The organism is Rhizobium sp. CB3090 (genome assembly GCF_029714285.1).
Classification (GTDB): Bacteria; Pseudomonadota; Alphaproteobacteria; order Rhizobiales; family Rhizobiaceae; genus Rhizobium.
Map to the genome: position 1 here is coordinate 212,725 of NZ_CP121664.1, position 25,224 is coordinate 237,948.

The window sequence follows — 25,224 nt, forward strand, 5'->3', positions numbered from 1 at the left end:
TGGCAACGGAGGTGTGGGGCGCCGCACCAGAAGTGTCGCTAGGCCGTATCGGTACTTCTCAATAGGCGCGTATTCCACGCTTATTGCACCATCCAAAGCGCATATCAGCGCTAACCAGTGCTCCGCTTCAGATGGGCTCCAGCAGGCATATCCGCGCTCAATGCTCTTCGGACGGTAAGGCAAGGCGCGATGCTTCCTGCAATAAGATCCCGCGCATCCACAGGCTTGCCGGATCACTGTTTTGAAGCGCAGGCCATTGAACGGCCTCTATGAATGGGGGAAGTGGCAGTGGAAGGTCCATGATGCGAAGAGGCAGAATTCTGGCGAAATGTTGCGCCAGTCGCAACGGCACGGTCGCTATGCGATTGGTATTGGACAGAACGGGCAGGATCATGCTGAAGCCCTGCACGACGACCTCGATACGTCGCTTGAAACCGTGTTCGAGCAAATACCATTCTTCGATTGAGGGCCTTCGTGAATTCCCGAATTTGGCCGCGACATGCCCCATGGACATGTATCTATCGAATGTAAGCGGCTGTGATAGCTCTTGGTTAGTGCGACAGCCCACGCAAACGAGTGTCTCATCGAACAGTTTCGCTCGAGGATGCCCAGTTGGCATGAACACTTCCGGGAGAATGACAAAATCGACTTCGCCACGGCGCAGAAGCTCGTCATAGTCATCGGCGAGGGGCAGAAATTCGAAGCTCACGCCTGGGGCTTCCCGCGCAGCACGCTTCACGACCTTTTCCATAAACACGAGTGTGAGGAAATCGGAAAGGCTGACCTTGAAACGGCGATCCGATTGAAAAGGGTCAAACGGCTCCCAGGAAATGATGGAGAGCTGAATATACAGCAAAGCTTCACGGACGGCCGAAACGAGCCCTTCCGCACGCGGTGTCAGGACAAGTTCACGACCATTCATCGTAAACAGTTCATCCTCGAAATAGACACGTAATCGGGCAACAGCGGCACTCATCGCCGGCTGGCTGAGGTGGATGCTGCGTGCCGCGGCCGTAAGATTACGCTCCGTCATCAATGCGTCCAGCGCAACAAGAAGATTTAAGTCCAGTCCTTTAAAACGCATTTTTCCGTCATCCAAGATGTGGATGGTTGCCATCCAAACAATCAATTTTACCGATTCGGCGTGATAGTGCATGAGAAAAATGTCGATAACCTGACAAGTATGTCGATTAGCAGACGAGTACATCGGCGCAAGCTTACGAACGACTGAGGAAGGTCGGAAGTATTGGGAGAGTTGATCATCTCAGACGCGAGTGGAAGAGAAAGGCTCTACTATCACGATTGTTTGTCGCTGCGGTCGTCAATGGCGCGTATGACGTGCGGAAGACGAAGCCATTGCTGCAATCACACGGTGTTTCCCTCAGAACTACAGCAAGAAAAGGAGGTCTTTGCATGCGCTCAAAGGTGCGGTGGAGACTGTGCTGGGAAAACGAGTTGGAACTCGTCGAGCATGTCGAGCTCGCCGACTTCTTTCGGATGACCTATGGGCCAACCGGGGCCTTTAATGCAAAACCATTCGAGGGCAGTCGAAGCTGGGCGGGAGCAAGGCCCGAACTTCGCCTCATCGGCTATGATGCTAATGGTGTCGCGGCTCATATGGGCTTGCTACGCCGATTTATAAAAGTTGGCACAACCGATCAGTTAGTGGGGGAGCTCGGACTATATGGCGTACGTCGGGATCTCGAGGGGTTAGGGCTCGGGCATTCTATCCACGCCATGCTTCCGGTATTGCAGGAGCTCGCCGTCCCGTTTGCATTCGGCACGGTTCGGCCCGCCTTGCAAAAACATGTTGAGAGGTTCGGCCGACACGGTCCGCTGACGATTTTGTCGGGCATTCGCGTGCGGTCAACTCTCCCAGAGGCGCGCCTCGACAAGCCGCCCACGCGCATCGAAGACGCGCTTGTTATCGTGCTGCCGATTGGTCGGTCCATGTCCGATTGGCCTACTGGCACGACGATTGATCGGAACGGGCCAGAGCTATGACGCACCTCGATTGCTTATACGAAATGCCCGATGCGTGCGCTGAAGCTATCGATCAGCCGAGCATCTATCTGACGTTTGACGACGGACCTCATCCCTTCTGTACGCCGGAGGTCCTCGATGTGCTGGCGCAACATCAGGTGCCCGCAACCTTCTTCGTTATCGGAACTTACGCGGCCGAGCGGCCGAAACTCATCCAACGAATGATCGCAGAAGGGCACAAGGTCGCCAATCACACGATGACCCACCCGGACCTGTCCAATTGCAGCGCCAGCGAAATAGAACATGAGATATCCGAGGCGAGCAGGGCTATCAGGACTGCATGTCCGCAGGCGTCGGTGCAATACATGCGCGCTCCCTATGGGAGCTGGACCCAAGACGTTCTTTCCGTGTCGGCGAGCGCAGGGTTGGCGGCCGTCCACTGGTCGGTGGACCCCCTAGACTGGTCTCGTCCTGGCGTCGATGCGATTGTCGATGCAGTGCTCGCCTCTATTCGTCCCGGGGCAATCGTGCTCTTGCACGATGGATGCCCTCCAAGCGAGGCAGAGCCGAGCACAGATAGCAGTCTGCGCCATCATACCATCATGGCACTCTCTCGCATCATCCCAGTCGTGCGCGACCGCGGATTTGTAATCCGCTCGCTTCCTCAACATCACTGAAAGCGATATCCATGAATCTGCTCGACACAACCAGCACTGCCGCTATCTCGCTTTATGCGCTGCTCTCGACGGCTTATAAAAGCATGCAGGTCGTTTATGCTCGGCCGACCGATGAACCATCGACGTCGGCAGAGCCGATCGGCTCGGCGCATTGGCCGAGCGTCGATGTCATTATACCCTCTTTCAACGAGGATCCGGGCACTCTTTGGGATTGCCTTGAGTCCATCGCGCAGCAAGAATACGCCGGGGATCTGAATGTCTATGTGGTTGATGACGGTTCCAGCAATCGCGACGCCATCACGCCCGTTCACACGGCATTTGCACGCGATCCAAGATTCACATTCATTCTGCTCAAGGAGAATGTTGGAAAGCGCAAGGCGCAGATAGCGGCGATACGCCGTTCCTCTGGAGATTTGGTCCTCAACGTCGACTCCGACACCATTCTCGCCTCAGACGTCGTCATGAAACTTGCACTCAAGATGCAAGATCCGGCGATTGGCGCGGCTATGGGCCAGCTGGCTGCGAACAACCGCCACGAGACCTGGTTGACCCGTTTGATCGATATGGAATACTGGCTGGCCTGTAATGAGGAGCGGGCGGCACAGGCCCGTTTCGGTGCTGTCATGTGCTGCTGTGGTCCATGCGCCATGTACCGCCGGACTGCGCTCACGATGCTACTTGACCAGTACGAAACGCAAATGTTCCGGGGAAAGCGAAGCGACTTCGGCGAGGATCGTCATCTTACAATCCTCATGCTGAAAGCTGGATTTCGAACCGAATATGTTCCAACCGCCATCGCGGCAACTGTTGTTCCAAACAAGCTGCGCCCTTATCTGCGTCAGCAACTTCGCTGGGCACGCAGCACTTTCCGCGACACGTTGCTTGCAATGAACCTTCTGCCTGGTCTTGACCGTTTTCTCACTTTGGACGTGATTGGTCAGAACCTTGGACCGCTCTTGCTCGCCCTGTCGGTGCTAACCGGACTAGCGCAGTTCGCACTCACCGGCACCGTGCCCTGGTGGACATGCCTGATGATCGCATCGATGACCATGATCCGCTGCAGCGTCGCAGCGGTCCGTGCCCGCCAATTACGATTTATCGGATTCTCGCTGCATACCTTCCTCAACATCTTTTTCCTGCTGCCCTTGAAGGCCTACGCGCTCTGTACGTTGAGCAATAGCGATTGGTTGTCGCGCGGCTCTGCTGCCAAAGCACCAGACAAGAATGAAAAGCTCGATGCCATCCAAGACCCGATTGCCGGATCAAGCCCACGAGAATTACAGGAAAATGAAGCTCCGCTTCGCCGGCACAATCTTGCGAGAGATGCGACCAGATCGATGGCATATGACGGCATTTGCACCGACCAGCAATGATTGCTTTATCAAGGTAGACGGGCTTGAAAATGCACGACAATTATCAACTTTTAAATCGCGAACTGGCTGAAGACGATCCGTGGCGCCTCGACGGTAATCCGTTCGAACGCAAGCGTCACGAGCAAATGATCCTGCTGTCGCTTGCCGAAGGCCCCATCGCAAATGCACTCGAAGTCGGGTGTGCGGCCGGCGCCTTCACGGAAAAACTGGCGCCACACTGCCGGCGCCTCACAGTTGTCGACGTCGTGCCAGAAGCGATTGATCGAACGCGCCGACGGATGAACATGCCGGCACATATCAGCTGGGTTGTCTCAGACGTTAAACAGTTTTCCTCTGAAGAGCTTTTCGATCTGATCGTGGTTGCAGAAGTTCTTTATTACCTCGGAGACATTGCCGAGATGCGAATGGCAGTTGGCAACCTGCTTCGCATGCTTGCGCCTGGCGGGCATCTGGTTTTCGGCTCGGCACGCGATGCGAATTGCCGGCGCTGGGGTCATGCTGCCGGCGCTGAGACGGTCATCGCCATTCTCACCGAAATGTTGGTCGAGGTAGAGCGTCTGGAGCTACAGGGGGATCCGGACAATGAAGACTGCTTGCTCGTCCGCTTCCGCAATCCCGTTTCCTGTTCCTGATCAATCGAAGTTTCGACCCTTAGACATGGAGACACTATGCGCATCTGTGGTATAAAGCTCACCCATGACGGGGCGATCGCCCTTATCGAGGACGGACGGCTAGTCTTCTGCATTGAGCAGGAGAAGCGGGACAACAATCGCCGATATCAAACCATCGACAATCTCGACGCAATTGTTACCGCTTTGGCGGAACACGGTCTCAATCCACGCGATGTCGATCAGTTCGTCATCGACGGATGGGACGGTGAGATCGAGTCGCGTTTCCAGGTCCTCAGTGGCGCAGCTCCCGTCACTCTCACGGGGGCGCCGTACGTTGAACGGCACAGCGACGGTCTTCTCGATTCGCTCGATGGCACAGGCCTCATTCTCAACGACCGGGTTTTTTCTTATAAGAGCTATCCGCATGTGACCGGCCATGTGGCCTCCGCATACTGCACCAGTCCGTTCGCCAAGGCTGGCGAACCCGCGTTTTGCCTCGTGTGGGATGGCTGTATCTTCCCGCGTCTCTATTACGTCGATGGCCAAGGGGCCCGGTTCCTGGAATCCTTATTCCCGATGATAGGGCAAGCATACGCGGCCGCGGGCCATTACTTCGGGCCGTATAAGCAGCCAAGCCGCGCGGGCTGGGACCTCGGTGTCGCCGGCAAGCTGATGGCCTATATCGCGCTTGGGTCGATTGATGAAGACATCGTCGCGGTGTTCGAAGAGCTCTACGAGGAGCACTTTTCAGGCGATACCGAGCGAGCCTGCCGCTACCGCGCAAACATCAACGACGCTGAATCATCCCTTGTGGCCGTGCATGATTTCTTCGATGCCAGCGTGGTCCGACTGGAGGATAAGGCGCCCGAAAATGTGCTTGCATCATTCCATGCTTTCCTCGAGCTTCTCTTGGTCGGTGAAATGGCGCTTGCCATGCAGCGCCACTCTTTGCCCGGGCCGCGAAATTTATGCATAGCCGGCGGCTGTGGTCTCAACATCAAATGGAACAGTGCACTGCGTGCGACCGGCCTGTTCGATGCCGTCTGGGTTCCGCCATTTCCGAACGACAGTGGTTCTGCAATTGGTGCCGCCTGCAGCGCCATGGCGGCGCATGAAGGCTTTGTGCCGCTGGAGTGGTCGGTCTACAGCGGCCCGGCTTTGAAAAATGGCGATGCGCCGCAAGGATGGGAGGCTGCCCCGTGCAGCATATCAGAACTCGCCACGATCCTCGCCAGCAATAAGCCCGTTGTCTTTCTTGCTGGGCGCGCCGAGCTCGGACCTAGGGCGCTCGGAGGCAGAAGCATTCTCGCAGCCGCGACGTCGCCGCAAATGAAAGACTATCTCAACGAAGTCAAATTTCGCGAACACTTCCGGCCGGTGGCGCCAATATGCCTGGAGGACCGGGCGCCGGATATATTCAGTCCCGGAACGCCCGATCCTTACATGCTGTTCGACCACCAGACGCGCCCGGAGTGGAAGGACAAAATTCCAGCTGTCGTCCATCTCGACGGATCTGCACGTTTGCAAACCATTTCCAGGAGCTCTGAACACGGAGTTACCGAACTCCTCATCGAGTATGAAAAACTCACAGGCATCCCGCTGCTTTGCAATACGAGTGCAAACCTCCATGGACGTGGCTTCTTCCCGGATGCTGCCGCAGCCTGCGAATGGGGACGCATCGAACATGTATGGTGCAACGGCGTGCTCTTCACCAAGGAGCGGGTATCTGAATTGGCGCCCGTTGGCGTCGCAGCCAACATGAGATGAGCACATGTCCGCGGTAGCAATCGAACTTGCCGGCGTCACGAAGTCATACGGCGGAAGGACCGTTGTCGACGAGCTGTCGTTTTCCGTCGCAGCGGGAGAGTGCTTCGGCCTGCTCGGGCCGAACGGCGCAGGAAAAAGCACAATTGCGCGCATGGTGCTCGGGATGACCCTTCCTGACGCCGGCAAGATCAGCGTCCTTGGTGTGCCGGTGCCGGCGCGCGCGCGCTTGGCGCGCCGGCGCATCGGCGTCGTCCCTCAGTTCGACAACCTCGACGCCGAGTTCACCGTGCGCGAAAATCTTCTGGTGTTCGGACGCTATTTCGGCATGAGCACACGCGAGGTCGAAAAGGTCATTCCGTCACTGCTCGAGTTTGCGCGCCTCGAGAGCAAGGCGCATGCACGCGTTCCCGAGCTGTCCGGCGGCATGAAGCGGCGCCTGACACTGGCACGTGCGCTGATCAACGACCCGCAGCTGCTCGTCATGGACGAGCCGACGACGGGCCTTGATCCGCATGCGCGCCACCTGATCTGGGAGCGCCTGCGTGCGCTTTTGGCGCGCGGCAAGACGATCATCTTGACCACCCACTTCATGGAAGAGGCTGAGCGTTTGTGCGACCGCCTGTGCGTCATCGAGAAAGGACGCATCATCGCGGAGGGCCGCCCGCACGCGCTTGTCGACGAGCAGATCGGCTGCCAGGTGATCGAAATATACGGCGGCAATCCGCATGAACTGCATTCAGCGATCCGGCCTTATGCGCAACGGTTCGAGGTGAGCGGCGAGACGCTCTTTTGTTATGCGTCCGATCCGGAACCGGTGTTGGCGCAGCTGCGCGGGCGAACGGGCCTGCGTCTTTTGCAGCGTCCGCCGAATCTGGAGGACGTTTTTTTGCGGCTGACCGGGCGCGAGATGGAGAAATGAACGATGGGTGAAGGTTACGCGACAACGCTGCCGGCTAACGCCTGGAACTGGATTGCGGTGTGGCGCCGCAACTTTCTGGCATGGAAGAAGGTCGCGCTTGCGTCAATACTCGGCAATCTCGCCGATCCGATGATCTATCTGTTCGGTCTCGGCTTCGGCCTCGGAATAATGGTCGGTCGCGTGGACGGGGCTCCCTATATCGCGTTTCTGACGGGCGGCATGGTTGCGGCAAGTTCCATGACCTCCGCGACGTTCGAGACGATTTATGCGGCTTTCGCTCGGATGCAATCTCACCGCTGGGAAGCAATCCTATACACACAAATGACGCTCGGCGATGTCGTCCTCGGTGAATTGGCATGGGCCGCAACCAAAGCGTTTCTGGCCGGGACGGGAATTTTGATCGTCGCCACCATGCTCGGCTATGCGGCGTGGACTTCGATCCCCTGCGTGCTACCGGTTATTGCACTGACCGGGTTTGCGTTCGCGAGCGTGGCGATGGTCGTGGTGGCACTTGCACCCAGTTACGACTATTTCATTTTCTACCAGACGCTCGTCCTCACACCCATGTTGTTTCTGTGCGGCGCGGTCTTTCCGGTCGCACAACTGCCGGGTGGATTTCAGGAAATGGCGCACTTCCTGCCGCTCGCACATGCGATCGATCTCATTCGCCCGGCAATGCTTGGCCGGCCGGCTGAAAGCGTCGGCCTGCATGTCGGTGCGCTTTGCCTCTATGCGGCCTTGCCGTTCTTCCTTTCGGCAACGCTTCTGCGGCGTCGTCTGATGCCCTGAAGCCACTACCGCTTACGAAAAGGAGCTATGAAATGCAGTATCGCGAACTCGGCCGCAGCGGCCTCAAGGTAAGCGCGCTCGGCTTAGGTACGATGAGCTGGGGAGAGCAGAACACGGAAGCCGAGGCGCACGCGCAACTCGATGCGGCTCTCGATGCAGGCGTAAACTTTGTCGACACGGCGGAGATGTATCCCGTGCCACCCCGCGTCGGGACATACGGTCTTTCGGAGTCCTTTATCGGCAGTTGGCTGCGCAAAACCGGCCGCAGGCAGGATGTGGTGCTCTCGACCAAAGCGGTTGGTCCCGTTCGACCAGGCAAGGCGAACCTGCCCTATGTCCGCGACGGCCGCGTCAGCTATACGCGAGCAAATCTTTTCGAGGCGGTTGACGCCAGCCTCCAAAGGCTGCAGACGGATCATATCGATCTCTTTCAGCTGCACTGGCCGGACCGCAGCACAAACGTCTTTCAATTGCTCGACTATCAATATGAGCTCGACCACGACACGATCTCTATCCTGGAGACGCTGGAGGCCTTGGATGCGCTCGTCAAAAGCGGCCGGATTCGCCACATCGGGCTCTCCAATGAAACGCCGTGGGGGCTTGCCAGCTTTCTGCATCTTGCCGAAATGCACGGCCTGGCTCGCGTGACAAGTATTCAGAACCCCTACAACCTTATCAACCTCGATTTCGAGAACGGCCTCGCAGAAATGGCTGTGCGCGAAGGGGTAGGGCTCCTCGTATACTCGCCCCTTGCGATGGGTACCCTCACTGGTAAGTACCTGGGTGGTCAGCGGCCAAGCGGTTCGCGGCTGAACTTGTTCGGACGGTTCTTTCGCTACAGCAACGAAAGAGCGCAGCATGCAGCTCTCGCATATACAACGCTCTTTCGAGAACATGGCATCGATCCGGTGCATGGCGCCTTGTCATTCGTCATGAGCCGGCCTTTCGTTGCAAGCACGCTCGTGGGCGCGACTTCCCTGACGCAATTGACGCACAACTTCGCCGCCGCCGAAGTCACTTTATCACGCGAGATTCTGGATGGGATCCAGTCGATCTACCAGCGTTACGGATCGCCGGCACCATGATGGGCTTCATCGGTTTTTTATCCGATCGCGCGGTCTTCGGCCCTCGGGTTTGATTTTGGAGAAGGCAATGCACTTGCGCTCGTCAGCGCGACCGAGGAGTTCTTGTGCAGGCGCCATCCACACCTTTGTGATCAATATCAGTTGGGAACATGCGCAATGATCCATTCCGTACCGTCGCCTCAGCCATTTGTCATCCTTGCGATGCCGCGAACCGGGACGCACTATCTCGAAGCGTTGCTGAACGACCATGCAAATGTGTTGAGCAACGGTGAGTTGCTCAACAGCTATGATGAAAATTGGCCCGATAAGGATCGCCTCCGGCGCAGCGATCGCGAGCTTCTCGAGCTCGCCTATCTGCGCTATCCGCCAACCAAGAAGAAGGTGACGCACGTCGGTTGCAAAATCAACGAGCCTCAATTTTTTGACCGTCCGGGCTTTTTCGACGAATTGGCTCGTTGGCAAGGCCTCAGGGTCATTCTGCTTACTCGCAACACATTGGAATCCCTGCGATCGCTGGTGCAGGCAAGGCAAACGGGTCAGTGGCTGAAATTTAGCGCGGACCATAATGAGCCCCCAAGTGTCTCGCTGTCAGTGAACGAATGCGAAGCCTATTTCAAAGCTGCCGACGATTTCCATGCACGGGTCAAGAGCGCGTTCGATCCGAGCAAACTGCTGATGATCGAATACCAGGATCTTCTTCTTAAACCGAGCGCATGCCTGGCAGCCGTTTTGGCGTTCCTCGGAGCTCCCGCGCATAAGTCTTCCAATCGCGCCACCATTCAACGGCAGGAAACACGCTCGCTCGCCCAGTCGCTACAGAATTTTGAAGAGCTACGGCGGCACTTTGCAGGCGGGCCCTACGCGAAGTTCTTCGAGCTCGACGACGCATCGGCTCTGCAAGGATAAATGAGATGTCTTTCGACAATCTGCGATACCTTGAAGCCGAAGCCATCCATATCATTCGGGAAGTCGCTGCGACCTTTTCAAATCCGGTTGTGCTCTATTCCATCGGAAAGGACTCCTCCGTTTTATTGCATCTCGCGATGAAGGCGTTCTTTCCGGGAAAACCACCCTTTCCCTTTCTTCATGTGGACACCCTGTGGAAGTTTCAGGAGATGATCGCCTTCCGCGACCGGATGATGCGGGAACTGGACCTGAAATTGATTGTCCACGTCAATCAGGATGGCATCGATCAGGGCATCAGCCCCTTTCGAGACGGCTCCAACGTGCACACGCACGTGATGAAGACTCTGGCGCTGCGCCAGGCGTTGGACAAATACCGTTTTGACGCTGCGCTCGCAGGCGCGCGCCGCGACGAGGAGAAATCGCGAGCCAAAGAGCGGATATTTTCCATTCGCAACGCCCAGCATGCTTGGGATCCGAAACGCCAGCGTCCGGAGATGTGGAAAACCTACAACACGCGTGTGAGCGCAGGCGAAACGATGCGCGTCTTTCCGCTTTCCAACTGGACCGAGCTCGACGTCTGGCAGTACATCCAAAAGGAAAATATTCCCGTCGTGCCACTCTATTTCGCGGCGCCGCGGCCCGTCGTGCGCCGCGGTGCGACGATGATCATGGTCGATGACGAGCGCATGCCGCTTGAACCCGATGAAACGGTCACGCAACGGATGGTCCGTTTCCGCACGCTCGGCTGCTATCCTTTGACGGGCGCGATCGAATCCGGTGCGGCGACGGTGCCAGAAATTCTGCGCGAGATCGTGGAGGCACGCACCTCCGAGAGACAGAGCCGGCTGATCGATCTCGATGAGGCCGGCGCAATGGAGAAGAAGAAGCGCGAAGGGTACTTCTGATGTCATATCCTTTTTCCATCTTGCCGCATGACATGAAAGAGCATCTGGTCCAAGAGGACAAAGCACCGGTTCTTCGATTCATCACCTGCGGCTCGGTCGATGACGGAAAATCGACCTTAATCGGTCGACTGCTCTGCGATGCGGAATTGGTCTTCGAAGATCAATTGGCGGACCTTCGCCGCGTCGGCATCGGCGGCGGCAATGGCGATGAAATCGATTTCTCTCTGCTGCTCGACGGCCTTGAGGCGGAGCGCGAGCAGGGCATCACCATTGATGTCGCATATCGCTATTTCTCCACGTCGAAGCGCAAGTTCATTGTTGCCGATACGCCCGGCCACCACGAATATACGCGCAATATGGCAACCGGCGCATCGACAGCCGATCTTGCCGTTATCCTCGTCGACAGCCGCCAAGGCATACTCCAGCAAACACGCAGGCATTCCTATCTCGCCTCGCTTCTCGGCATTCGCCATGTCGTGCTGGCGGTGAACAAGATCGATCTCGTCGATTTCAGCGAGCCGATATTTGATGCCATCGTGGCCGAATACGAAAGCTTCTCGGCAAAGCTGGGTTTTGCCAGTGTAACGGCTATTCCGATGTCTGCCCGCTTCGGAGACAATGTTGTTTCGAAATCCGGGCAATTACCCTGGTATCAAGGTCCGACGCTTCTTGAATATCTGGAAGCGGTTGAACTCGACCCAGCTGACAAGCAAAGACCCTTTCGTTTTCCCGTTCAGCTCGTCGTGCGGCCAAATTCGGATTTTCGCGGCTATGCGGGCTGGATCGCATCCGGAAAAATTGCCGTCGGCGATCCTGTGATCGTTGCAAAATCAGGGCTGCGCTCCTCGGTCAGGGCGATCATTGCCCCTGACGGCAACCAGATATCTGCCGCAGAAGGGGAACCGGTAACTTTGGTTCTAGCCGACGAGGTAGATGTCTCCAGGGGCGACATGCTGGTTGACCCCGCCTCAAGGCCTTTTGTCTCGGACCAATTCCAGGCGCATCTTATTTGGTTCGGTGCCAATCCGATGCTCCCGGGACGAAGCTATCTCTTGCGGACGGAGACGGACAGTGTCAGCGCCACGGTGACTGCGCTCAAGCACCAACTGAATGTCGACAACTTCGTTCGCGAACCAGCCAAACTGCTTCAGATGAACGAGGTCGGCGTCTGCAACATCATGACGCAAAGACCGATCGTGTTTGACGCCTACGAGGAAAACAGGTCAACCGGCAATTTCATCATCGTCGATAGGGTAAGCAGCGCGACCGTCGGTGCCGGCATGATTGATTTCCCGCTTCGTCGTGCTGACAACGTTCATTGGCAAGCGCTCGACGTCGACAAGGCCGCGCGATCCGCGCTCAAGAACCAAGAGCCCGCCGTCCTTTGGCTCACCGGTCTGTCGGGTTCGGGCAAGTCGACGATCGCCAATGCGCTCGAAGCGCTTCTGCATACTTACGGCAAGCATACCTATCTCTTGGACGGAGATAACGTGCGCCACGGGCTTAATCGTGACCTTGGCTTTACCGCGGCCGATCGGGTCGAGAACATACGTCGCGTCGCTGAGGTCGCCAGATTGATGGCCGACGCAGGACTGATCGTGATTTGTTCCTTCATATCGCCCTTTCGGGATGAGCGGCGTATGGCGCGCGAGCTTATGGATGAAGGCGAGTTCATCGAAATCTTTGTCGATACGCCCTTGGAGGAATGCGCGCGCCGCGATCCGAAAGGGCTCTATAAAAAGGCCTTTGCCGGCAACATCGCGAACTTCACCGGCGTCTCGTCTCCATATGAGGCGCCGGACAATCCGGAACTTCATCTCAAGACCGGCGGCCAGGAGCCGGCAACGTTAGCACTTCAGATAGAAGAGTTCCTTCGAAGCCGAATGGAGGAGAAATAGCGCCTGGCCTAACGCTCGCTTTTGGCATGTGCTGGGCGTCAGCGGTCCGAGCGGCGGTTTGGTGTTACCCGCGGCTCAAGCTTTAGTTCGGTAAACTTGCGAAATTATCGGTCCTCGTTCGGCAGACAATTGATGTCGATGCATGAAAAGCTCGTTTCGGCTTATTCCAGCAAGGAGAATGATCAGATTATCTTCGATCTAGCCGCTCTGCTTCGGGCGCTCACCCGCGAGGCAGCGCGCCGGGCGAACACCCCTGTGATATGAGGCGCTGCGGGATGCTTTCCCTGTTTTGCGACAAATCACCTTAAGCGGGCCGTCCCGGCGGCGCTAGAACGCAAAGACGCTGTCCAACCGTGTTATCTGTTGCTGGCCGTGCCTGGGCCTGCTTCTTCACGGCGCTCTATCGAAAACACAGAAGCACAATGCAGCAATCGATCAACATCACCGGGATAACGTCGCCTTCAATAACCCTGCGCGATCTGAAGCTTTGTGATCCAATAGCAATGGCCCGATCCTATTCAAAAGTGGCCAGACGCTCGCGGACAATTTCTCGCATGTGCGCCGCCCGTTCAGCGCCGACTGAGCCATCTGCCAGCGGCGGTGGCAACGTAAGGGCGTCCAGGCCGTGAGCAAGCGCCGCGGCCAGCTCATCCATGGCCATATCCGCCGCCGACGCCGGAATACCTGCGGTGGCGGCAAAGCGCCTGAAGTCCGCTCTCTTGAGCCGTTCGTCCTTGCCGCTGATCTTGAGCGCCATACGGTCGCTCTGCAGGGTCGGAAATACCCGCGTTGTGACCGCATCGTAGAGCGGCGCCATTCGGACGGAGCTAAAATCTCTCCTCCGTGGCTCCGCGATTTTCAGCATGGCCATGTTCTTCAGATGCATATCGCCGTCCGCGATTAGCCAGGCGAACAGTGCCCGCCGCAAGATCAACAGCAGGTCCGCATCCGGATCAGTAGACAGCGGGCGCAGAGCGGATGCGATCCGCTCCATGGTACCCATGTATTTATCTTCCGCGGGCACGCCCAGAACCGACGCCATATCCTCGAGCACCAGACGGCGCATGTCGTCAAGGCTGGTGCGGATATCGAACCGCTCAACCACAAGGGCATGTGGCATGCCATCCGGCATGGCAACGAGCGCAATGGCGGGCACAATGAATCCGACCGCCCGACCGAGTTCCATGGACTGCCATTCTATCGCGGGCAGCGCTTCGAATCCCGACGTGCCGGCGGGCTTGAGAATATGCGTGAACGGCTTGTTCGTGCTGGGCATAAGGGTGCCGTCGGCATCGAGAAACATCGGCGCCTTGATTTGTACGCCTGACAGGCGCGGTGTCGCGCCTGTCGCGAAGATTTTTGCCAGGTTCTGTTCGAACGTATCATGGATATCGCCGCGGCCGGGACCGGCATAGATCCCTGTAAACAGGTGATTTGCCGTGAAGGTGTTCAGCCGCGTCAGTAGAATATCGGCCGGAAGCGCCGTCAGCTCGCTTGCCCGCTCTACAATTGTGATGTTCGACATGTACCGCTTACCGGTGCGCAGTTCCGCCCGCTCGTCCGGGCTGTTTAGCACCCGGTTCAGCCACCCTTCCGGGAGTAGTGATTCAATGAAGGGAGGCAATCTGCCCGGCGTAGTCTGGCGCACAAGCGGCGGGCCGTCAGGATCGGACGCCTTCCACCGCCATTCGAAGCCATCATGCGCAAGGTTGCCGATCGGCGCACCGTGCCATGCCACGGTTAGGTCGAGCGCGGCCTGGTTGGTGAGAGTTACGGCGGCCGCCGGCTTCCGTTTGAGGAAACGCTCGGCGGCGCTGCCTTCAGCAAGCCAGTCATTGTCGCGGGCAAGTTTAAACACCGCATCGGCGGCGCTCTCTGGATTCCCATATTCTTCAATCAGCCGTGCGGCGATTGCCTCTTTCATGTCTTCGTTGAACGAGGCCGCATGTTCACTACGGATGCGGAAGGCTTCCAGAAAACGCTGGCGCAGCGAAGACACGGCCACGCGGAACTCGCCCATGTTGTCGCCGACCGCCGCCTGCGCGACGGACGGGTTGTCCGGCGCTTTGTTCTGAATGATTTCGAGCGTCCTAATGCGCTGCCGCTGCACGCGGCGGCCGGTTAGAAACAGGCGGCCATCGCGCAACGGGCCGAGCAGAACGGCACTGGCGGCCGACAGGTAGGCGTTCGGGTAGAGATATTTAGCGATGCGTACAGCGTGGGTCCGCACCGTCTGATCTATGTCATCGTCGGCATCAACATAGATACCGCGCATAAGCTGGACCAGCTTGCCGGCTTCCGCCTGACGGTGGCCACGCGTTTTGTCAATGTTTTCGCCGACGAGATGAAGAGGCATATATGTAACTTTCGCGTATTTCAGATACGAGAAGGTTACAACATTCGTTTTCGGGCTGCAAGGAATTGTAACTATCACGTATTTCAGATACGCGATAGTTACAATTTTTCGATGCTGCTGAGACGATCAAAGATATAATAACGCATTGAGTTATAAGAAAAATACTTATTTCAAAATTAGTATTGTCATACTGCTATCGAATATCCAAAAGCCACTTCGACGCCGTGCAGGCCATGCTCAGAGCAAAGAACCTGAAGGGTAACGCCGCCGCGTATCGTTATCGGTCCAATCCTTCTGACGGGTATCCCCACCTGCGGCACATGCGCGCTGAAAGGCAAGGGGAGGCCTGCAAAGGGCGCTCAATCCCGATGGCCAGGCTCGACAGGCTGGTGAAGGAGCATATCGTTGATCAGCTTCTCACGGCCGAACGCGTCAGGCGCCTGCAGCTTTGCGTTGGGTCACGGGCGATGAGTGGGACATGATCGATACAATAGGCAACGGGGCTACCCCGCGGCGCAGTCCCGCTCTTACTTCGCGGGACTGGCGATCGAGCGCTGCGTTTTCAGCAGGAGCTTCGCGCGCACCCGCATCTCCTCCGCGGAGGGCTTATCGAACATGTAATTTTTCCGTATTTTCCAGAAATTTTGCGCTTTTATTGTACTTTGATTGCTTTCTGGCCTTTTTAATAGTACACTTTATATGGAGAAATTCCTCATATTACTGAAAGATTGCGCATATAATATACTATGAAAAAACCCAAACTAACTACCGTCCTTCGAGCCGCCGGCGATGTCATTCAAATCGACGATGCTGCGCGCGCACTCGCCATCTCGCGCGTCCAAGCCGCCAAGACTCTGTCGGCATGGGCGGCGCAAGGATGGCTACAGCGCGTCGGCACGGGTGTTTACGCGCCTGTTTCTCTGGATATGCGGGGTAGCGACCAGACGATAGCTGACGCGTGGCTGTTGGTCCCCGCGCTTTTCGGTCCCGCTTATATCGGTGGCCGAACAGCTGCAGAATATTGGGATCTTACCGAACAACTGTTTCGCGACATCGTCGTCTTTACGGCCCGACCTATCCGAAACCGCATCAAGGAAAGCGGTGGAGCGCAATTTACGTTGCGTCAGATCCCGGAGTCGCGCATCTTCGGCATCAAATCAGTCTGGCGCGAACACACGAAAGTCAGCGTCTCCGACATCGACCGGACTATGCTCGACATACTGGACGATCCGCCGATCGGCGGCGGCATCCAACATGTGACCGACTGCCTCGACCGCTACCTGCATAAAAATGACAGCAAGCCGGACCGGCTGATCGCCTATGCCGATCAACTCGACAACGGAGCGGTGTTCAAACGCCTTGGTTTCCTGGCAGAACGTCATCCGCTCGGAGCAGCACTCGTCACCGCGTGCAAAGCGCGGCTAACGAAAGGCTACGCCAAACTCGATCCCACACTTATGTGCGATCGCGTCGTGACACGTTGGAAACTGAAAGTCCCGGCCAGCTGGATCGCAGTATCAAGCCATGATTAGTAAGGCCGAGATCCTGGAAACAGCGGGGAAGGTTGGCCTTCGCCCCGACGTGGTCGAGAAGGATTACGCTCTGGGCTGGACGCTCGCCGGGATTTCCGCGCATGAGGATTTGCGCGAGACGTGGATCTTCAAGGGCGGAACGTGTTTGAAGAAATGCTACTTCGAGACCTACCGGTTTTCGGAGGATCTCGACTTCACTCTAATGGACGAAGCCCATCTCAATCAGGAATTCCTCAAGCGTGTCTTTGGCGAGATCGCCGATTGGATTTATGAGCGCTCAGGCCTTGAGATACCTGCTGAAGGACAGAGCTTCGACCTCTTCAATAACCCACGTGGCAATATCTCTTGCCAAGGCAAGCTGAGCTACAAAGGGCCTGTTTCGCCCAATGTCGCTCTCATTCGCCTGCCGCGCATCAAACTCGATCTCACCGCCGATGAGCGCATCGTCCTGCCGGCGGTAAGGACACCGGTTTTCCATTCTTATAGCGATGCGCAGGAGGCCAGCTTCGAAGTCCTATCCTACAGCTATGTAGAGACCTTCGGCGAAAAAGTGCGGGCGCTTGCGGAACGCACAAGACCGCGAGATCTCTACGATGTCGTCAATCTGTTTCGGAATGCCGAAGCGCGCCCGCGTGCTGCTGAGCTCCTTGATGTTCTTCGGCAGAAGTGCGATTTCAAAGGCATTGCAGTGCCGAAGCTAGAGGACCTTGCGAGCCACCGCGACGCGCTTGAAGGAAGTTGGGCGGCCATGCTGGCGCACCAGCTTCCGGCCCTGCCACCTGTAGATGATTTCTGGAGTGTGCTGCCCGAGTTCTTCGCTTGGCTTACCGGCGGTGAAATGCCTGTCGAATTGCCTGTCTTCGCGCTAGCGGCGGGTGAAACCGTTATTCACGGCCGCACGTTCAGCTTGGATATCCCGAATACGTCGCAGACGTATCTCGAAATCATCCGCTTCGCGGGTGGAAACCGGCTGTGTGTTGATCTTGATTATCAGGGCACAACAAGGCGCATCGAGCCCTACTCGCTGCGTCGCACGAGTGAAGGCAATATCGTCCTTCACGCCTTTAATCTCAACAAGAACGAACACCGCAGCTACCGGGTCGACCGCATCACCGGCGCGCGCGCGACCACCCAGACATTTGGGCCACGCTATGCTGTTGAGCTTACACCCTCGGGACCAATTACCATTCCGCATTCACGGAATGGCGGCTCATTCGGCGATATGGCGTTGAATCGCCCCCGTCTCGCGCCCGCACGATCCCGTGCATTCGGTCATCCAACCTATGTCTATCAGTGCCCGGTTTGTCAGAAAAAGTTCCGCAGGCAAACAAACGACAGCTCACTGAAACCGCACAAAACACCGCAGGGGTATCCGTGCCCGGGCCGCACAGGCTATCTCGCAGATACGCAATATTGAGGGGCGACATGAGCAAACCGGAGTTAAAGCAGGCCGATAAGGGCAACGCCCTTCCGCACGGGTTCGGCGACCCGGCAATCCCGCGCGCGGCTACGGACCAGATGCACAAACAGCGAGCATCAAATGTGGCCACTATACGGGAAAAGTTGAAAGCTGCAGTCGTGCCTCTGCCATTTGCTTGGAGAAATTGCGCGCGTCAGTGGCTTTGACATCGACGAGATAATGACGAGCCATCCCGGCTCGTAAGATCTGGAAGCGCTATAGCTCACTGTTAGCGCTCGCGTGTTTGATCGTGCGTTGGTGGACCTGCTCGCCGCTGTTGCCCGCTTTGAGGAGGCTGGCGGCCAGAATATTTTCGACAGGGTGAATGAAGCCAGACTTGAGGATATTAAGGGGCAACGTTCAGAAGGAATTGTTCGCGGCAACGAGCGCGGCACGCTCGCTCGTAGTTCATTCCAGGCGTCTCCAGAAAGAGGCTAAGTCTGATTTCCGAACGCGAAGGCTGAAGCTAATTTACCAAATTTCACAGAACGTCGATTTTAGAATCGCTTTTCATGAAAAGTTACTATTTTTCACATTTTTTCCAAATTTCTGCCGACTGAAAAGGATCGAGGAGAGAGTCGAATATTACGACGCGAGCGAGCCACCAAGCTGCTCCTGCGATTGATACCGCACATCAGCTGGACCGGTTTGTCGACCTCTGCGTGGCCGCGGCCGAGCATTTTTTGTGATGTTTTCGTCGACGAGATAAGGGACCTGATGGAACTTTCGCGTATCTCAAATATGCGAAAGTTACATCGCCCGACATCGGGGGATACGCGTAAGGGGAGTTTACTTACTGAGTATAATCGAGGTTTGAATATGCTTTAATTTACAAAGTTTCGCTTTGTAAAATCGACTGATTTCAAACCGTCAGTTTGAGAGGAAGGATGATGTCCCAGGGAGTGGTGTAGCAGGGTAGCGGTGGCCATCAGTGTTTTTCCGGTAGGGTCGGTTTGTCGAAGACCAACCTGATGGAAAGACCACCGATGACCGACGAGATGATGAACCTGCGCTCGCTTGTTGAGAAGAGCGCCGACGCCGATTTGCTTCGCGAGATGATCGGGTTTGCCGCCGAGAAGCTTATGGAGCTGGAGGTCGGTGCGAAGACCGGCGCGAGCTACGGCGAGAAGAACGCCTTTCGGCTTACCCAGCGCAACGGCTACCGCGAGCGCGACTGGGAGACACGGGCCGGGACCGTGGAGCTGCGTATCCCGAAGCTTCGTACCGGCACCTATTTCCCGAGCTTTCTCGAGCCGCGTCGCATGGCCGAGAAGGCTCTGACCGCCGTAATTCAAGAGGCTTACATCCAAGGCGTTTCGACCCGCTCCGTCGACGATCTGGTCAAGGCGATGGGCATGAGCGGCATCTCCAAAAGCCAGGTTTCCCGCCTGTGTGAGGAGATCGACGACAAGGTAAAGGCCTTCCTTGAAAGGCCCATCGAGGGCGACTGGCCCTATCTGTGGATCGACGCCACGTATCTGAAGGTCCGCCGCGGTGGCCGCATCGTCTCGGTCGCCGTCATTATCGCCGTCGGCGTCAACACCGATGGGCGGCGCGAGGTCCTGGGTATGGAGATCGGCACCTCCGAGGCCGAGCCGATCTGGACGGAGTTCCTGCGCAAGCTGACACGGCGGGGTTTGCGCGGCGTCAAGCTGGTCGTCTCCGATGCGCATGAGGGCATCAAGGCCGCCGTTTCGAAGGTTCTCTCCGCGACCTGGCAGCGATGCCGGGTCCACTTCATGCGCAATGCGCTCGCCCATGCCGGAAAGAGCGGTCGACGGGTGGTCTCCGCCTTCATCGCCACGGCCTTTGCCCAGGACACACCAGAGGCCGCCAGCCAGCAATGGCGCAATGTCGCCGATCAGATCAGGCCGAAAGTACCGAAGCTTGCCACCCTCATGGACAGTGCCGAAGAAGACGTGCTGGCCTACATGACCTTTCCCCGTCAGCACTGGACGAAGCTGCACAGCACCAACCCTATCGAGCGACTGAACGGCGAGATCAAGCGCCGAACCGAGGTTGTCGGCATATTCCCAAACGAGGACGCCATCGTCAGGCTCGTCGGCGCGTTGCTCCTCGAACAGAATGACGAATGGGCCGTACAGCGCTCCCGATACATGACCCTTGAGACCATCGCCACAATGAGCGATGATCCAATCATCAGCCTGCCTGCTGCGGCAAGCTGATCCAGTCCCGGCTCTGCCCGGAAGGCACGGCGAACGCCGAAGCTACACCACTCCCTGGGACATCATCAGAGGAAGCGCACCTCGGCCGGGGTTGCTGCCTTCCGGTCAAAGGCCGCTTGAGGTTGCTGGACATTCGCTACACACTCGCCACAGACAGAAACAGACTGGATCAGAAAATGGCGGGTTCCTGCGGGTTTCAGAGGATCGCGAATTTGTGGCAAATTTCTCGCTTTTTTCTGATTATTTCTAAATCGTTACCTTCAAACCATTGATTGCATTACTGGAGCGCCGGACGAGATTCGAACTTGCCGTCTCTTTCGAACGCAACCACATGTCCGCTTTCCTGGCCTCGCTCTCGCGAAGCGGACAGTCGGTCTTCGTGAAGAGTTTCGGGCGCCGGCAGGCGTACGAAAGTCCCCGAGGAAGGAACCCGCGGGCCACAGTTGAAGGCTATGGAGATTTCAATCTGCGGCTCATATCCGCGATCGCACGATCGCAGCCAGTGAGCGGGATTATGGACACTGACAGGCCGCTTCGTTGTACGTGTGCGTGGTTTTTCTGGCCTGTCACTACTTTCGTCACGACCCTGTCGGCGGCGATGATCACCACGGACGCATGTGGGTCGGGTGCCGGAGGCGTGATGCCTGCGGCTGAAGTCTTGACCATGCCATGCCGGGTCATGAAGCCGTCTCCCGGTTCGTCGCCGGCGCATCCGGCGGCCCGCGCGGCTGCCTCCAGCGTTCAAACACCTCGATAACGATCATTCGTCCGCCGCAGCAGGGGCATGGCGGGCGGAAGTCATCCGGTTCGCCTGGTGTGCCGTCATCGACCGGTGCGGCGACGTGCAGGAGTTCGCGCGCGAGCGCGAGGCTGGCCTTGCGGGCTGAGCCGGTGAGCAGGCCGTAATGCCCGGATGCGGTGGAAGCCGCGCGGCAAGACATGGAGCAGGAAGCGGCGGATGAACTCATCGACCGCGAGCGTCATGATCTGCTGCCGGTCGCAGCCGTCGCGGCGGTAGTCCTTATAGCGGAAGGTGACGCCAGTTTCGTCGAAGGTGATCAGGCGGCGGTTCGAGATTGCGACCCGGTGAGTATAGCGCGACAGATAGGCAAGAACGGCCTCAGGACCCGCGAACGGCGCCTTCGCATAGACCACCCAGCGTTTCTTTCGGACCGGCGATAGATGCCGCAAGAATGCCTGCCGCTCGGCGAGATGAGCAAGTGTGCCAAAGAAGCTGAGCCGCCCGGCGTCGTGCAGAGCGACCAGCCGGGTGAGGAACAGTCGTCGGAACAGTTTGCCGAGTACGCGTACGGGAAGCAGGAAGGCCGGGCGACGAGATCCAACGGCTCCCGTCCGGCGCGATGCCGCCGCCCGGAACGATCATGTGAACATGCGGATGGTGCGTCATCGCCGATCCCCAGGTGTGGAGCACGGCGGTGATGCCGATGCGCGCGCCGAGATGCTTGCGATCGGCCGCGATGGTGACCATCGTCTCCGACGCCGCCTTGAACAGCAGGTCGTAGACGAGCGCCTTGTTCTGGAACGCTATGTCGGCGACCTCGGCCGGTAGGGTGAATACGACGTGGAAGTAGCCGACCGGAAGCAGATCGGCCTCGCGTTCGGCAAGCCATGTCCGTGCCGCCGCGCCCTGGCACTTTGGGCAGTGCCGATTGCGGCAGGAGTTGTAGGCGATCCGCCACTGGCCGCAGTCCTCGCAGGCCTCGACGTGACCGCCGAGGGCCGCAGTGCGGCAGTTCTCGATCGCCGACATCACCTTCAGTTGCGGCAGGCTCATATGTTCTGCATGCGCGCGCCGGTACGCCGCACCGGCAGCACGGAAGATGTCGGCGACCTCGATCGAGGCACGCAAGGCTCAGCCGTCGGGGAAGGCTTCTTCCGGCTTGAACAGGCCGAGTTTGTCGAGCGGACTCGTAACTGTGCGGACCGTCCTAGTCGCCACCTTGGCGTAGAGGGCGGTGTTGTTGAGTTTTGCGTGCCCGAGCAGGACCTGGATGATCCGAATGTCCGTGCCGTCCTCCAGCAGGTGGGTGGCGAAGCTGTGGCGCAGCGTATGCGGCCCGACCCGCTTGGCGATGTCGGCGGCCTGGGCCGCCTCAACGACGATCCGATAGAGCTGCCGCGTGCTGATCGGCTTCATTGCGTGTTGGCCAGGGAATAACCAGCCGTCGCGATGCATCACACCCTGCTGCCGCCCCACCTTCCACCACTGGCGCAGCAGGGTGAGCAGGTCCTCCGAAAGCATGGCATTGCGATAGCGCCCGCCCTTGCCACGCTCGACGCGCAGCAGCATCCGCTCGCTGTCGACGTCGGCGACCTTCAGCATCGACACCTCCGCAACACGTAGGCCGGCGCCATAGGCGACCGACAATGCTGCCTGGTGCTTGAGGCAGGTGGTGGCATTGAGCAACCGGGCAACCTCGTCGCGGCTCAGCACCACAGGCAGGTTACGCGGATGCGCCAGCCGGACGAGCCTGCGCGCCAGGTCCGGGCGGTCGAGGGTCTGGGTGAAGAAGAAGCGTAGCGCCGACACGATGCTGTTCATCGTCGGAACGGGAACGCCATCCTCCTGCTGCTGGATCTGGAACCGGCGCAGGTCGTCGGCGGTCGCCGTGTCTGGTGAACGCCCGAGGAAGGTCGCCAGGCGTCCGATGTCGCGGAGATAGTTGCGCTGCGTTTCGCGTGAGAAACGCCGCATGTTCATGTCGTCGATCAACCGCTGGCGTAGCGGGCTGACGCGCGTGTCGAGATGGGGGTGCTGCATGGTCAGGCTCCTTTTTGAAGAAGCTCGTCATGCTCCGCCCTTGCCGGACGACGTTCAATCCAGGCGCAACCTCCAGCCTGTGCCCTCTACCTCAACCGCAGACGCCCTCCCGCGCAGCGGGTTCGTTCTCCGGGCGCAAAGCAGACCTTGGCTATTGGTGCTTTTGCTGCCGAATTCCACGTAACGTCAACAAGACTTTATGATCGTCGGTCGACATGCGATTTGCGGAGCCTGGCTCGCGCCTGCAGCTATGCCGGATCGACAAGACCGGCCGCAACTTCGTCAATCGGCAGGTCAATCAGGGTGATGGCGCATTCCGTGCAGAAGCGGCGTTCATTCTTGGTCATGGTTTCGGCATCCATCACAGCGAAGTGTGGGCCGTTGGAGCGCTTCATGATCTGGCGGGCGAAGATGCGTAACATCTGATCGTTGAAGCGGCAGCCCAGAAAGAAAAAACCGCGGTTGGTCCGCCGTTCCTTGACGATTTCGGGGATCGGCGTCTGGATATCGATCTCGGTCAAAACTTCGACATAGTCGGCATCTGACACGAGAAAATTAGCGGCGGGGCGAACGCTTCCGTGAGGCGTATAAAGAACCGTTATTGCCGTGGGGCCGGCGTCGAGTTCTTTCCCAGACAAATCGTAGGTTTTCGTCCAAATGTCCCGGTTCTCATTTGCCCGCGTGACGCCTTGCATCTCGACCACGTCTGTTCGGCCGTTCGCCACGAGAGCCGCGCGCATCGTCCCGTCGTACCAGCTATCGATGATAAGCGAGAGTGGTAGCGTTGAAAGCCAGGCGTGGAGGACAGTCGGCGGCTGGGAGGGGGCGAATATCTCCGCCATCCAGGCTTGAAGCGTCCGACGATGTCGGCGCTGCTCGATAAACTGTGCGACCGACCACATGTTGCTGCGTATCTTGGAAGGTGCTGTCGCCCGTGCGTTAAGAGCTGCTGCAACGGCTTCAGGTCCGTCCGGTACAGTCGGCGGCGCCGAACTTTGCCGGAGAAGCCCGGGACCGAGATACGGGATTATGCCGTCTGCGGCGAGCGCTTCCTTCAGCAAATGAAGCTGCTTTTTGGCGTGATTGCCCTGGCAGACCAAAAGATCATCAGATTCAAGAAGCGCGGTCATGCCGCTCTCGCCTTTTGTCGTTCGTTACCAGCGTCTAGTCCTCCTCAGATATCTTTTTTGCCTCGACCGTAATCGGCAGGCGCGTGTCCTTCGGCAGATCGGGCAGGGCAAGCCGCCACCCATTCCTAAGCAGCACGCACCCGCCCCATAGATTTTCATTCTCCATGGCAATGATCGGCTCTTCGAGATCCTTCTTGGAAACATATGCCGACAAGCCGGTTCCGGTTCTGCGGATTATCACTTTCACGGGGCTATTCCTTCTTTGGCGCTGGTAGCCGTTTCGGCAATGCTTGCCGCGGCTTTGTCGAGGCTCGTCAGTTCACGCGCGCGCATACCGACGATGGTGCCGCGATCCACCCATTCGACCGCATAGATATAGAACTGCTGGAGAAAGGTGCCGATGTCGCGCACATAACCCTCATCGCCCTTCCGTACCAGGTTTTCGCTAACGTCTTTGCCGGGATAGGTGCCGTCATTCTTTATGTGACGCGTGGCACGAACCCGCTCGCCCGGTAGAAATCGCGGTGGAGAGCCGATTTCCACCTCTTGTTCGCGTCCTGGGCCCACGGTGGTGCCTCACTTTCTTGAAACTGGTCTGCTTAGCCGCGGGTTTCAAAATGTCCTTTGGAGGAGATATTGCCTTCGGCGACCAGCGAGCAGGCGATCAAGCTGGGACGCAGGTCTTCGGTACCGGACATACCGATGCGCATTGCTGCGTCTCGAAAGCTCCCTCGCATTCTGTGCACTTTTCCGCATCGATCACGTAGTTATCGCCCTTCAGTTCTATCGCACCTGATGGACATTCGAATTCGCAGGCTCCGCACTGGGTGCATTGGGATGCGATGATCTTGAAGGCCATTATCAAC

The 25,224-nt window shown here is 57.8% G+C and carries 19 protein-coding genes and 3 pseudogenes; 14 read left to right on the forward strand and 8 right to left on the reverse strand.

Annotation, left to right across the window (positions count from 1 at the left end; genetic code table 11):
- Window positions 1-157 precede the first annotated feature (157 nt).
- A complete protein-coding gene (locus QA646_RS27870) occupies window positions 158-1,084 on the reverse strand; it encodes a LysR family transcriptional regulator (RefSeq protein WP_283061025.1) in 927 nt (308 codons plus the stop codon).
- A 329-nt stretch (window positions 1,085-1,413) separates the two neighbouring features.
- On the opposite strand from QA646_RS27870, the gene QA646_RS27875 reads away from it, so the two are divergent.
- The 11 genes and pseudogenes from QA646_RS27875 (at window position 1,414) to cysN (ending at window position 12,913) form a co-directional block, all read left to right on the forward strand.
- Window positions 1,414-2,004 (forward strand): NodA family N-acyltransferase, encoded by a 591-nt coding sequence (locus QA646_RS27875; RefSeq protein WP_283060962.1) that lies wholly within the window; start codon window positions 1,414-1,416, stop codon window positions 2,002-2,004.
- Window positions 2,001-2,660, forward strand: coding sequence for a chitooligosaccharide deacetylase NodB (gene nodB / locus QA646_RS27880; protein WP_283060963.1), 660 nt, complete (start codon window positions 2,001-2,003; stop codon window positions 2,658-2,660). Before QA646_RS27875 ends, nodB begins: the two co-directional genes overlap by 4 nt.
- 11 nt (window positions 2,661-2,671) lie before the next feature.
- The gene (gene nodC / locus QA646_RS27885; protein ID WP_283060964.1) at window positions 2,672-4,033 is read left to right on the forward strand and encodes a chitooligosaccharide synthase NodC; all 1,362 of its coding nucleotides are present in this window, start codon (window positions 2,672-2,674) and stop codon (window positions 4,031-4,033) included.
- Window positions 3,948-4,665, forward strand: a pseudogene (gene nodS, locus QA646_RS27890) (nodulation methyltransferase NodS). The gene nodC and the pseudogene nodS overlap by 86 nt, the downstream one beginning before the upstream one ends.
- Before the next feature lie 36 nt (window positions 4,666-4,701).
- Window positions 4,702-6,428 (forward strand): annotated as a pseudogene (gene nodU / locus QA646_RS27895) (nodulation protein NodU).
- Window positions 6,416-7,330, forward strand: coding sequence for a nodulation factor ABC transporter ATP-binding protein NodI (gene nodI / locus QA646_RS27900; protein ID WP_283060966.1), 915 nt, complete (start codon window positions 6,416-6,418; stop codon window positions 7,328-7,330). Before nodU ends, nodI begins: the two are co-directional and overlap by 13 nt.
- A gap of 3 nt (window positions 7,331-7,333) precedes the next feature.
- Window positions 7,334-8,119 carry an ABC transporter permease gene (locus QA646_RS27905; RefSeq protein ID WP_283060967.1) on the forward strand — a complete coding sequence of 262 codons (786 nt, stop codon included), beginning with the start codon at window positions 7,334-7,336 and terminating at the stop codon, window positions 8,117-8,119.
- A 32-nt stretch (window positions 8,120-8,151) separates the two neighbouring features.
- Window positions 8,152-9,204: an NADP(H)-dependent aldo-keto reductase gene (locus QA646_RS27910; protein ID WP_283060968.1), complete on the forward strand. Its 1,053-nt coding sequence runs from the start codon at window positions 8,152-8,154 to the stop codon at window positions 9,202-9,204.
- Window positions 9,205-9,360: 156 nt separating this feature from the next.
- Window positions 9,361-10,110, forward strand: a complete 750-nt coding sequence (locus QA646_RS27915; protein ID WP_283060969.1) for a sulfotransferase — start codon at window positions 9,361-9,363, stop codon at window positions 10,108-10,110.
- 5 nt (window positions 10,111-10,115) lie between these two features.
- Window positions 10,116-11,015, forward strand: coding sequence for a sulfate adenylyltransferase subunit CysD (cysD, locus tag QA646_RS27920; RefSeq protein ID WP_283060970.1), 900 nt, complete (start codon window positions 10,116-10,118; stop codon window positions 11,013-11,015).
- Entirely contained in the window at window positions 11,015-12,913 is a 1,899-nt protein-coding gene (cysN, locus tag QA646_RS27925; protein WP_283060971.1) for a sulfate adenylyltransferase subunit CysN, read from the forward strand. The genes cysD and cysN overlap by 1 nt, the downstream gene beginning before the upstream one ends.
- 514 nt (window positions 12,914-13,427) lie before the next feature.
- On the opposite strand, the gene QA646_RS27930 is transcribed toward cysN, so the two are convergent.
- Window positions 13,428-15,269 (reverse strand): type II toxin-antitoxin system HipA family toxin, encoded by a 1,842-nt coding sequence (locus tag QA646_RS27930; protein ID WP_283060972.1) that lies wholly within the window; start codon window positions 15,267-15,269, stop codon window positions 13,428-13,430.
- 746 nt (window positions 15,270-16,015) lie between these two features.
- Here QA646_RS27930 and QA646_RS27935 point away from each other — a divergent pair.
- The 3 genes from QA646_RS27935 to QA646_RS27945 all read left to right on the forward strand — a co-directional run bounded on the left by QA646_RS27935 (window position 16,016) and on the right by QA646_RS27945 (window position 20,446).
- Window positions 16,016-16,801, forward strand: a complete 786-nt coding sequence (locus QA646_RS27935; RefSeq protein ID WP_283060973.1) for a type IV toxin-antitoxin system AbiEi family antitoxin — start codon at window positions 16,016-16,018, stop codon at window positions 16,799-16,801.
- The gene (locus QA646_RS27940) at window positions 16,794-18,218 is read left to right on the forward strand and encodes a nucleotidyl transferase AbiEii/AbiGii toxin family protein (protein ID WP_283060974.1); all 1,425 of its coding nucleotides are present in this window, start codon (window positions 16,794-16,796) and stop codon (window positions 18,216-18,218) included. The genes QA646_RS27935 and QA646_RS27940 overlap by 8 nt, the downstream gene beginning before the upstream one ends.
- Before the next feature lie 1,028 nt (window positions 18,219-19,246).
- A complete protein-coding gene (locus QA646_RS27945; RefSeq protein ID WP_283061027.1) occupies window positions 19,247-20,446 on the forward strand; it encodes an IS256 family transposase in 1,200 nt (399 codons plus the stop codon).
- A 677-nt stretch (window positions 20,447-21,123) separates the two neighbouring features.
- Here the strand turns inward: QA646_RS27945 and QA646_RS27950 are convergent.
- From QA646_RS27950 to QA646_RS27975, 6 genes and pseudogenes are all read right to left on the reverse strand, one after another.
- Window positions 21,124-22,316: pseudogene (locus tag QA646_RS27950) on the reverse strand (IS91 family transposase).
- A 3-nt stretch (window positions 22,317-22,319) separates the two neighbouring features.
- Window positions 22,320-23,228, reverse strand: a complete 909-nt coding sequence (locus QA646_RS27955) for a tyrosine-type recombinase/integrase (RefSeq protein ID WP_283060975.1) — start codon at window positions 23,226-23,228, stop codon at window positions 22,320-22,322.
- A 248-nt stretch (window positions 23,229-23,476) separates the two neighbouring features.
- Entirely contained in the window at window positions 23,477-24,358 is an 882-nt protein-coding gene (locus tag QA646_RS27960; protein WP_283060976.1) for an SIR2 family protein, read from the reverse strand.
- 34 nt (window positions 24,359-24,392) lie between these two features.
- Window positions 24,393-24,605, reverse strand: coding sequence for a putative nitrogen fixation protein NifT (gene nifT / locus QA646_RS27965; RefSeq protein ID WP_283060977.1), 213 nt, complete (start codon window positions 24,603-24,605; stop codon window positions 24,393-24,395).
- On the reverse strand, window positions 24,602-24,925 hold the full coding sequence (locus tag QA646_RS27970; protein ID WP_283060978.1) for a nitrogen fixation protein NifZ: 324 nt from the start codon (window positions 24,923-24,925) through the stop codon (window positions 24,602-24,604). The genes nifT and QA646_RS27970 overlap by 4 nt, the downstream gene beginning before the upstream one ends.
- Before the next feature lie 97 nt (window positions 24,926-25,022).
- A complete protein-coding gene (locus QA646_RS27975; protein ID WP_283060979.1) occupies window positions 25,023-25,217 on the reverse strand; it encodes a 4Fe-4S binding protein in 195 nt (64 codons plus the stop codon).
- Window positions 25,218-25,224 lie beyond the last annotated feature (7 nt).

What these genes read in the sequence shown, in the direction of transcription:
- QA646_RS27930 (WP_283060972.1), bottom strand. Translation starts at nt 15,269, where the DNA reads ATGCCTCTTCATCTCGTCGGCGAAAACATTGACAAAACGCGTGGCCAC.
- cysN (WP_283060971.1), top strand. Translation starts at nt 11,015, where the DNA reads ATGTCATATCCTTTTTCCATCTTGCCGCATGACATGAAAGAGCATCTG.
- QA646_RS27915 (WP_283060969.1), top strand. Translation starts at nt 9,361, where the DNA reads ATGATCCATTCCGTACCGTCGCCTCAGCCATTTGTCATCCTTGCGATG.
- QA646_RS27940 (WP_283060974.1), top strand. Translation starts at nt 16,794, where the DNA reads ATGATTAGTAAGGCCGAGATCCTGGAAACAGCGGGGAAGGTTGGCCTT.
- QA646_RS27870 (WP_283061025.1), bottom strand. Translation starts at nt 1,084, where the DNA reads ATGCGTTTTAAAGGACTGGACTTAAATCTTCTTGTTGCGCTGGACGCA.
- QA646_RS27905 (WP_283060967.1), top strand. Translation starts at nt 7,334, where the DNA reads ATGGGTGAAGGTTACGCGACAACGCTGCCGGCTAACGCCTGGAACTGG.
- QA646_RS27955 (WP_283060975.1), bottom strand. Translation starts at nt 23,228, where the DNA reads ATGCAGCACCCCCATCTCGACACGCGCGTCAGCCCGCTACGCCAGCGG.
- nodC (WP_283060964.1), top strand. Translation starts at nt 2,672, where the DNA reads ATGAATCTGCTCGACACAACCAGCACTGCCGCTATCTCGCTTTATGCG.
- nodI (WP_283060966.1), top strand. Translation starts at nt 6,416, where the DNA reads ATGTCCGCGGTAGCAATCGAACTTGCCGGCGTCACGAAGTCATACGGC.
- QA646_RS27945 (WP_283061027.1), top strand. Translation starts at nt 19,247, where the DNA reads ATGACCGACGAGATGATGAACCTGCGCTCGCTTGTTGAGAAGAGCGCC.
- cysD (WP_283060970.1), top strand. Translation starts at nt 10,116, where the DNA reads ATGTCTTTCGACAATCTGCGATACCTTGAAGCCGAAGCCATCCATATC.
- QA646_RS27910 (WP_283060968.1), top strand. Translation starts at nt 8,152, where the DNA reads ATGCAGTATCGCGAACTCGGCCGCAGCGGCCTCAAGGTAAGCGCGCTC.
- QA646_RS27975 (WP_283060979.1), bottom strand. Translation starts at nt 25,217, where the DNA reads ATGGCCTTCAAGATCATCGCATCCCAATGCACCCAGTGCGGAGCCTGC.
- nodB (WP_283060963.1), top strand. Translation starts at nt 2,001, where the DNA reads ATGACGCACCTCGATTGCTTATACGAAATGCCCGATGCGTGCGCTGAA.
- QA646_RS27960 (WP_283060976.1), bottom strand. Translation starts at nt 24,358, where the DNA reads ATGACCGCGCTTCTTGAATCTGATGATCTTTTGGTCTGCCAGGGCAAT.
- QA646_RS27935 (WP_283060973.1), top strand. Translation starts at nt 16,016, where the DNA reads ATGAAAAAACCCAAACTAACTACCGTCCTTCGAGCCGCCGGCGATGTC.
- QA646_RS27875 (WP_283060962.1), top strand. Translation starts at nt 1,414, where the DNA reads ATGCGCTCAAAGGTGCGGTGGAGACTGTGCTGGGAAAACGAGTTGGAA.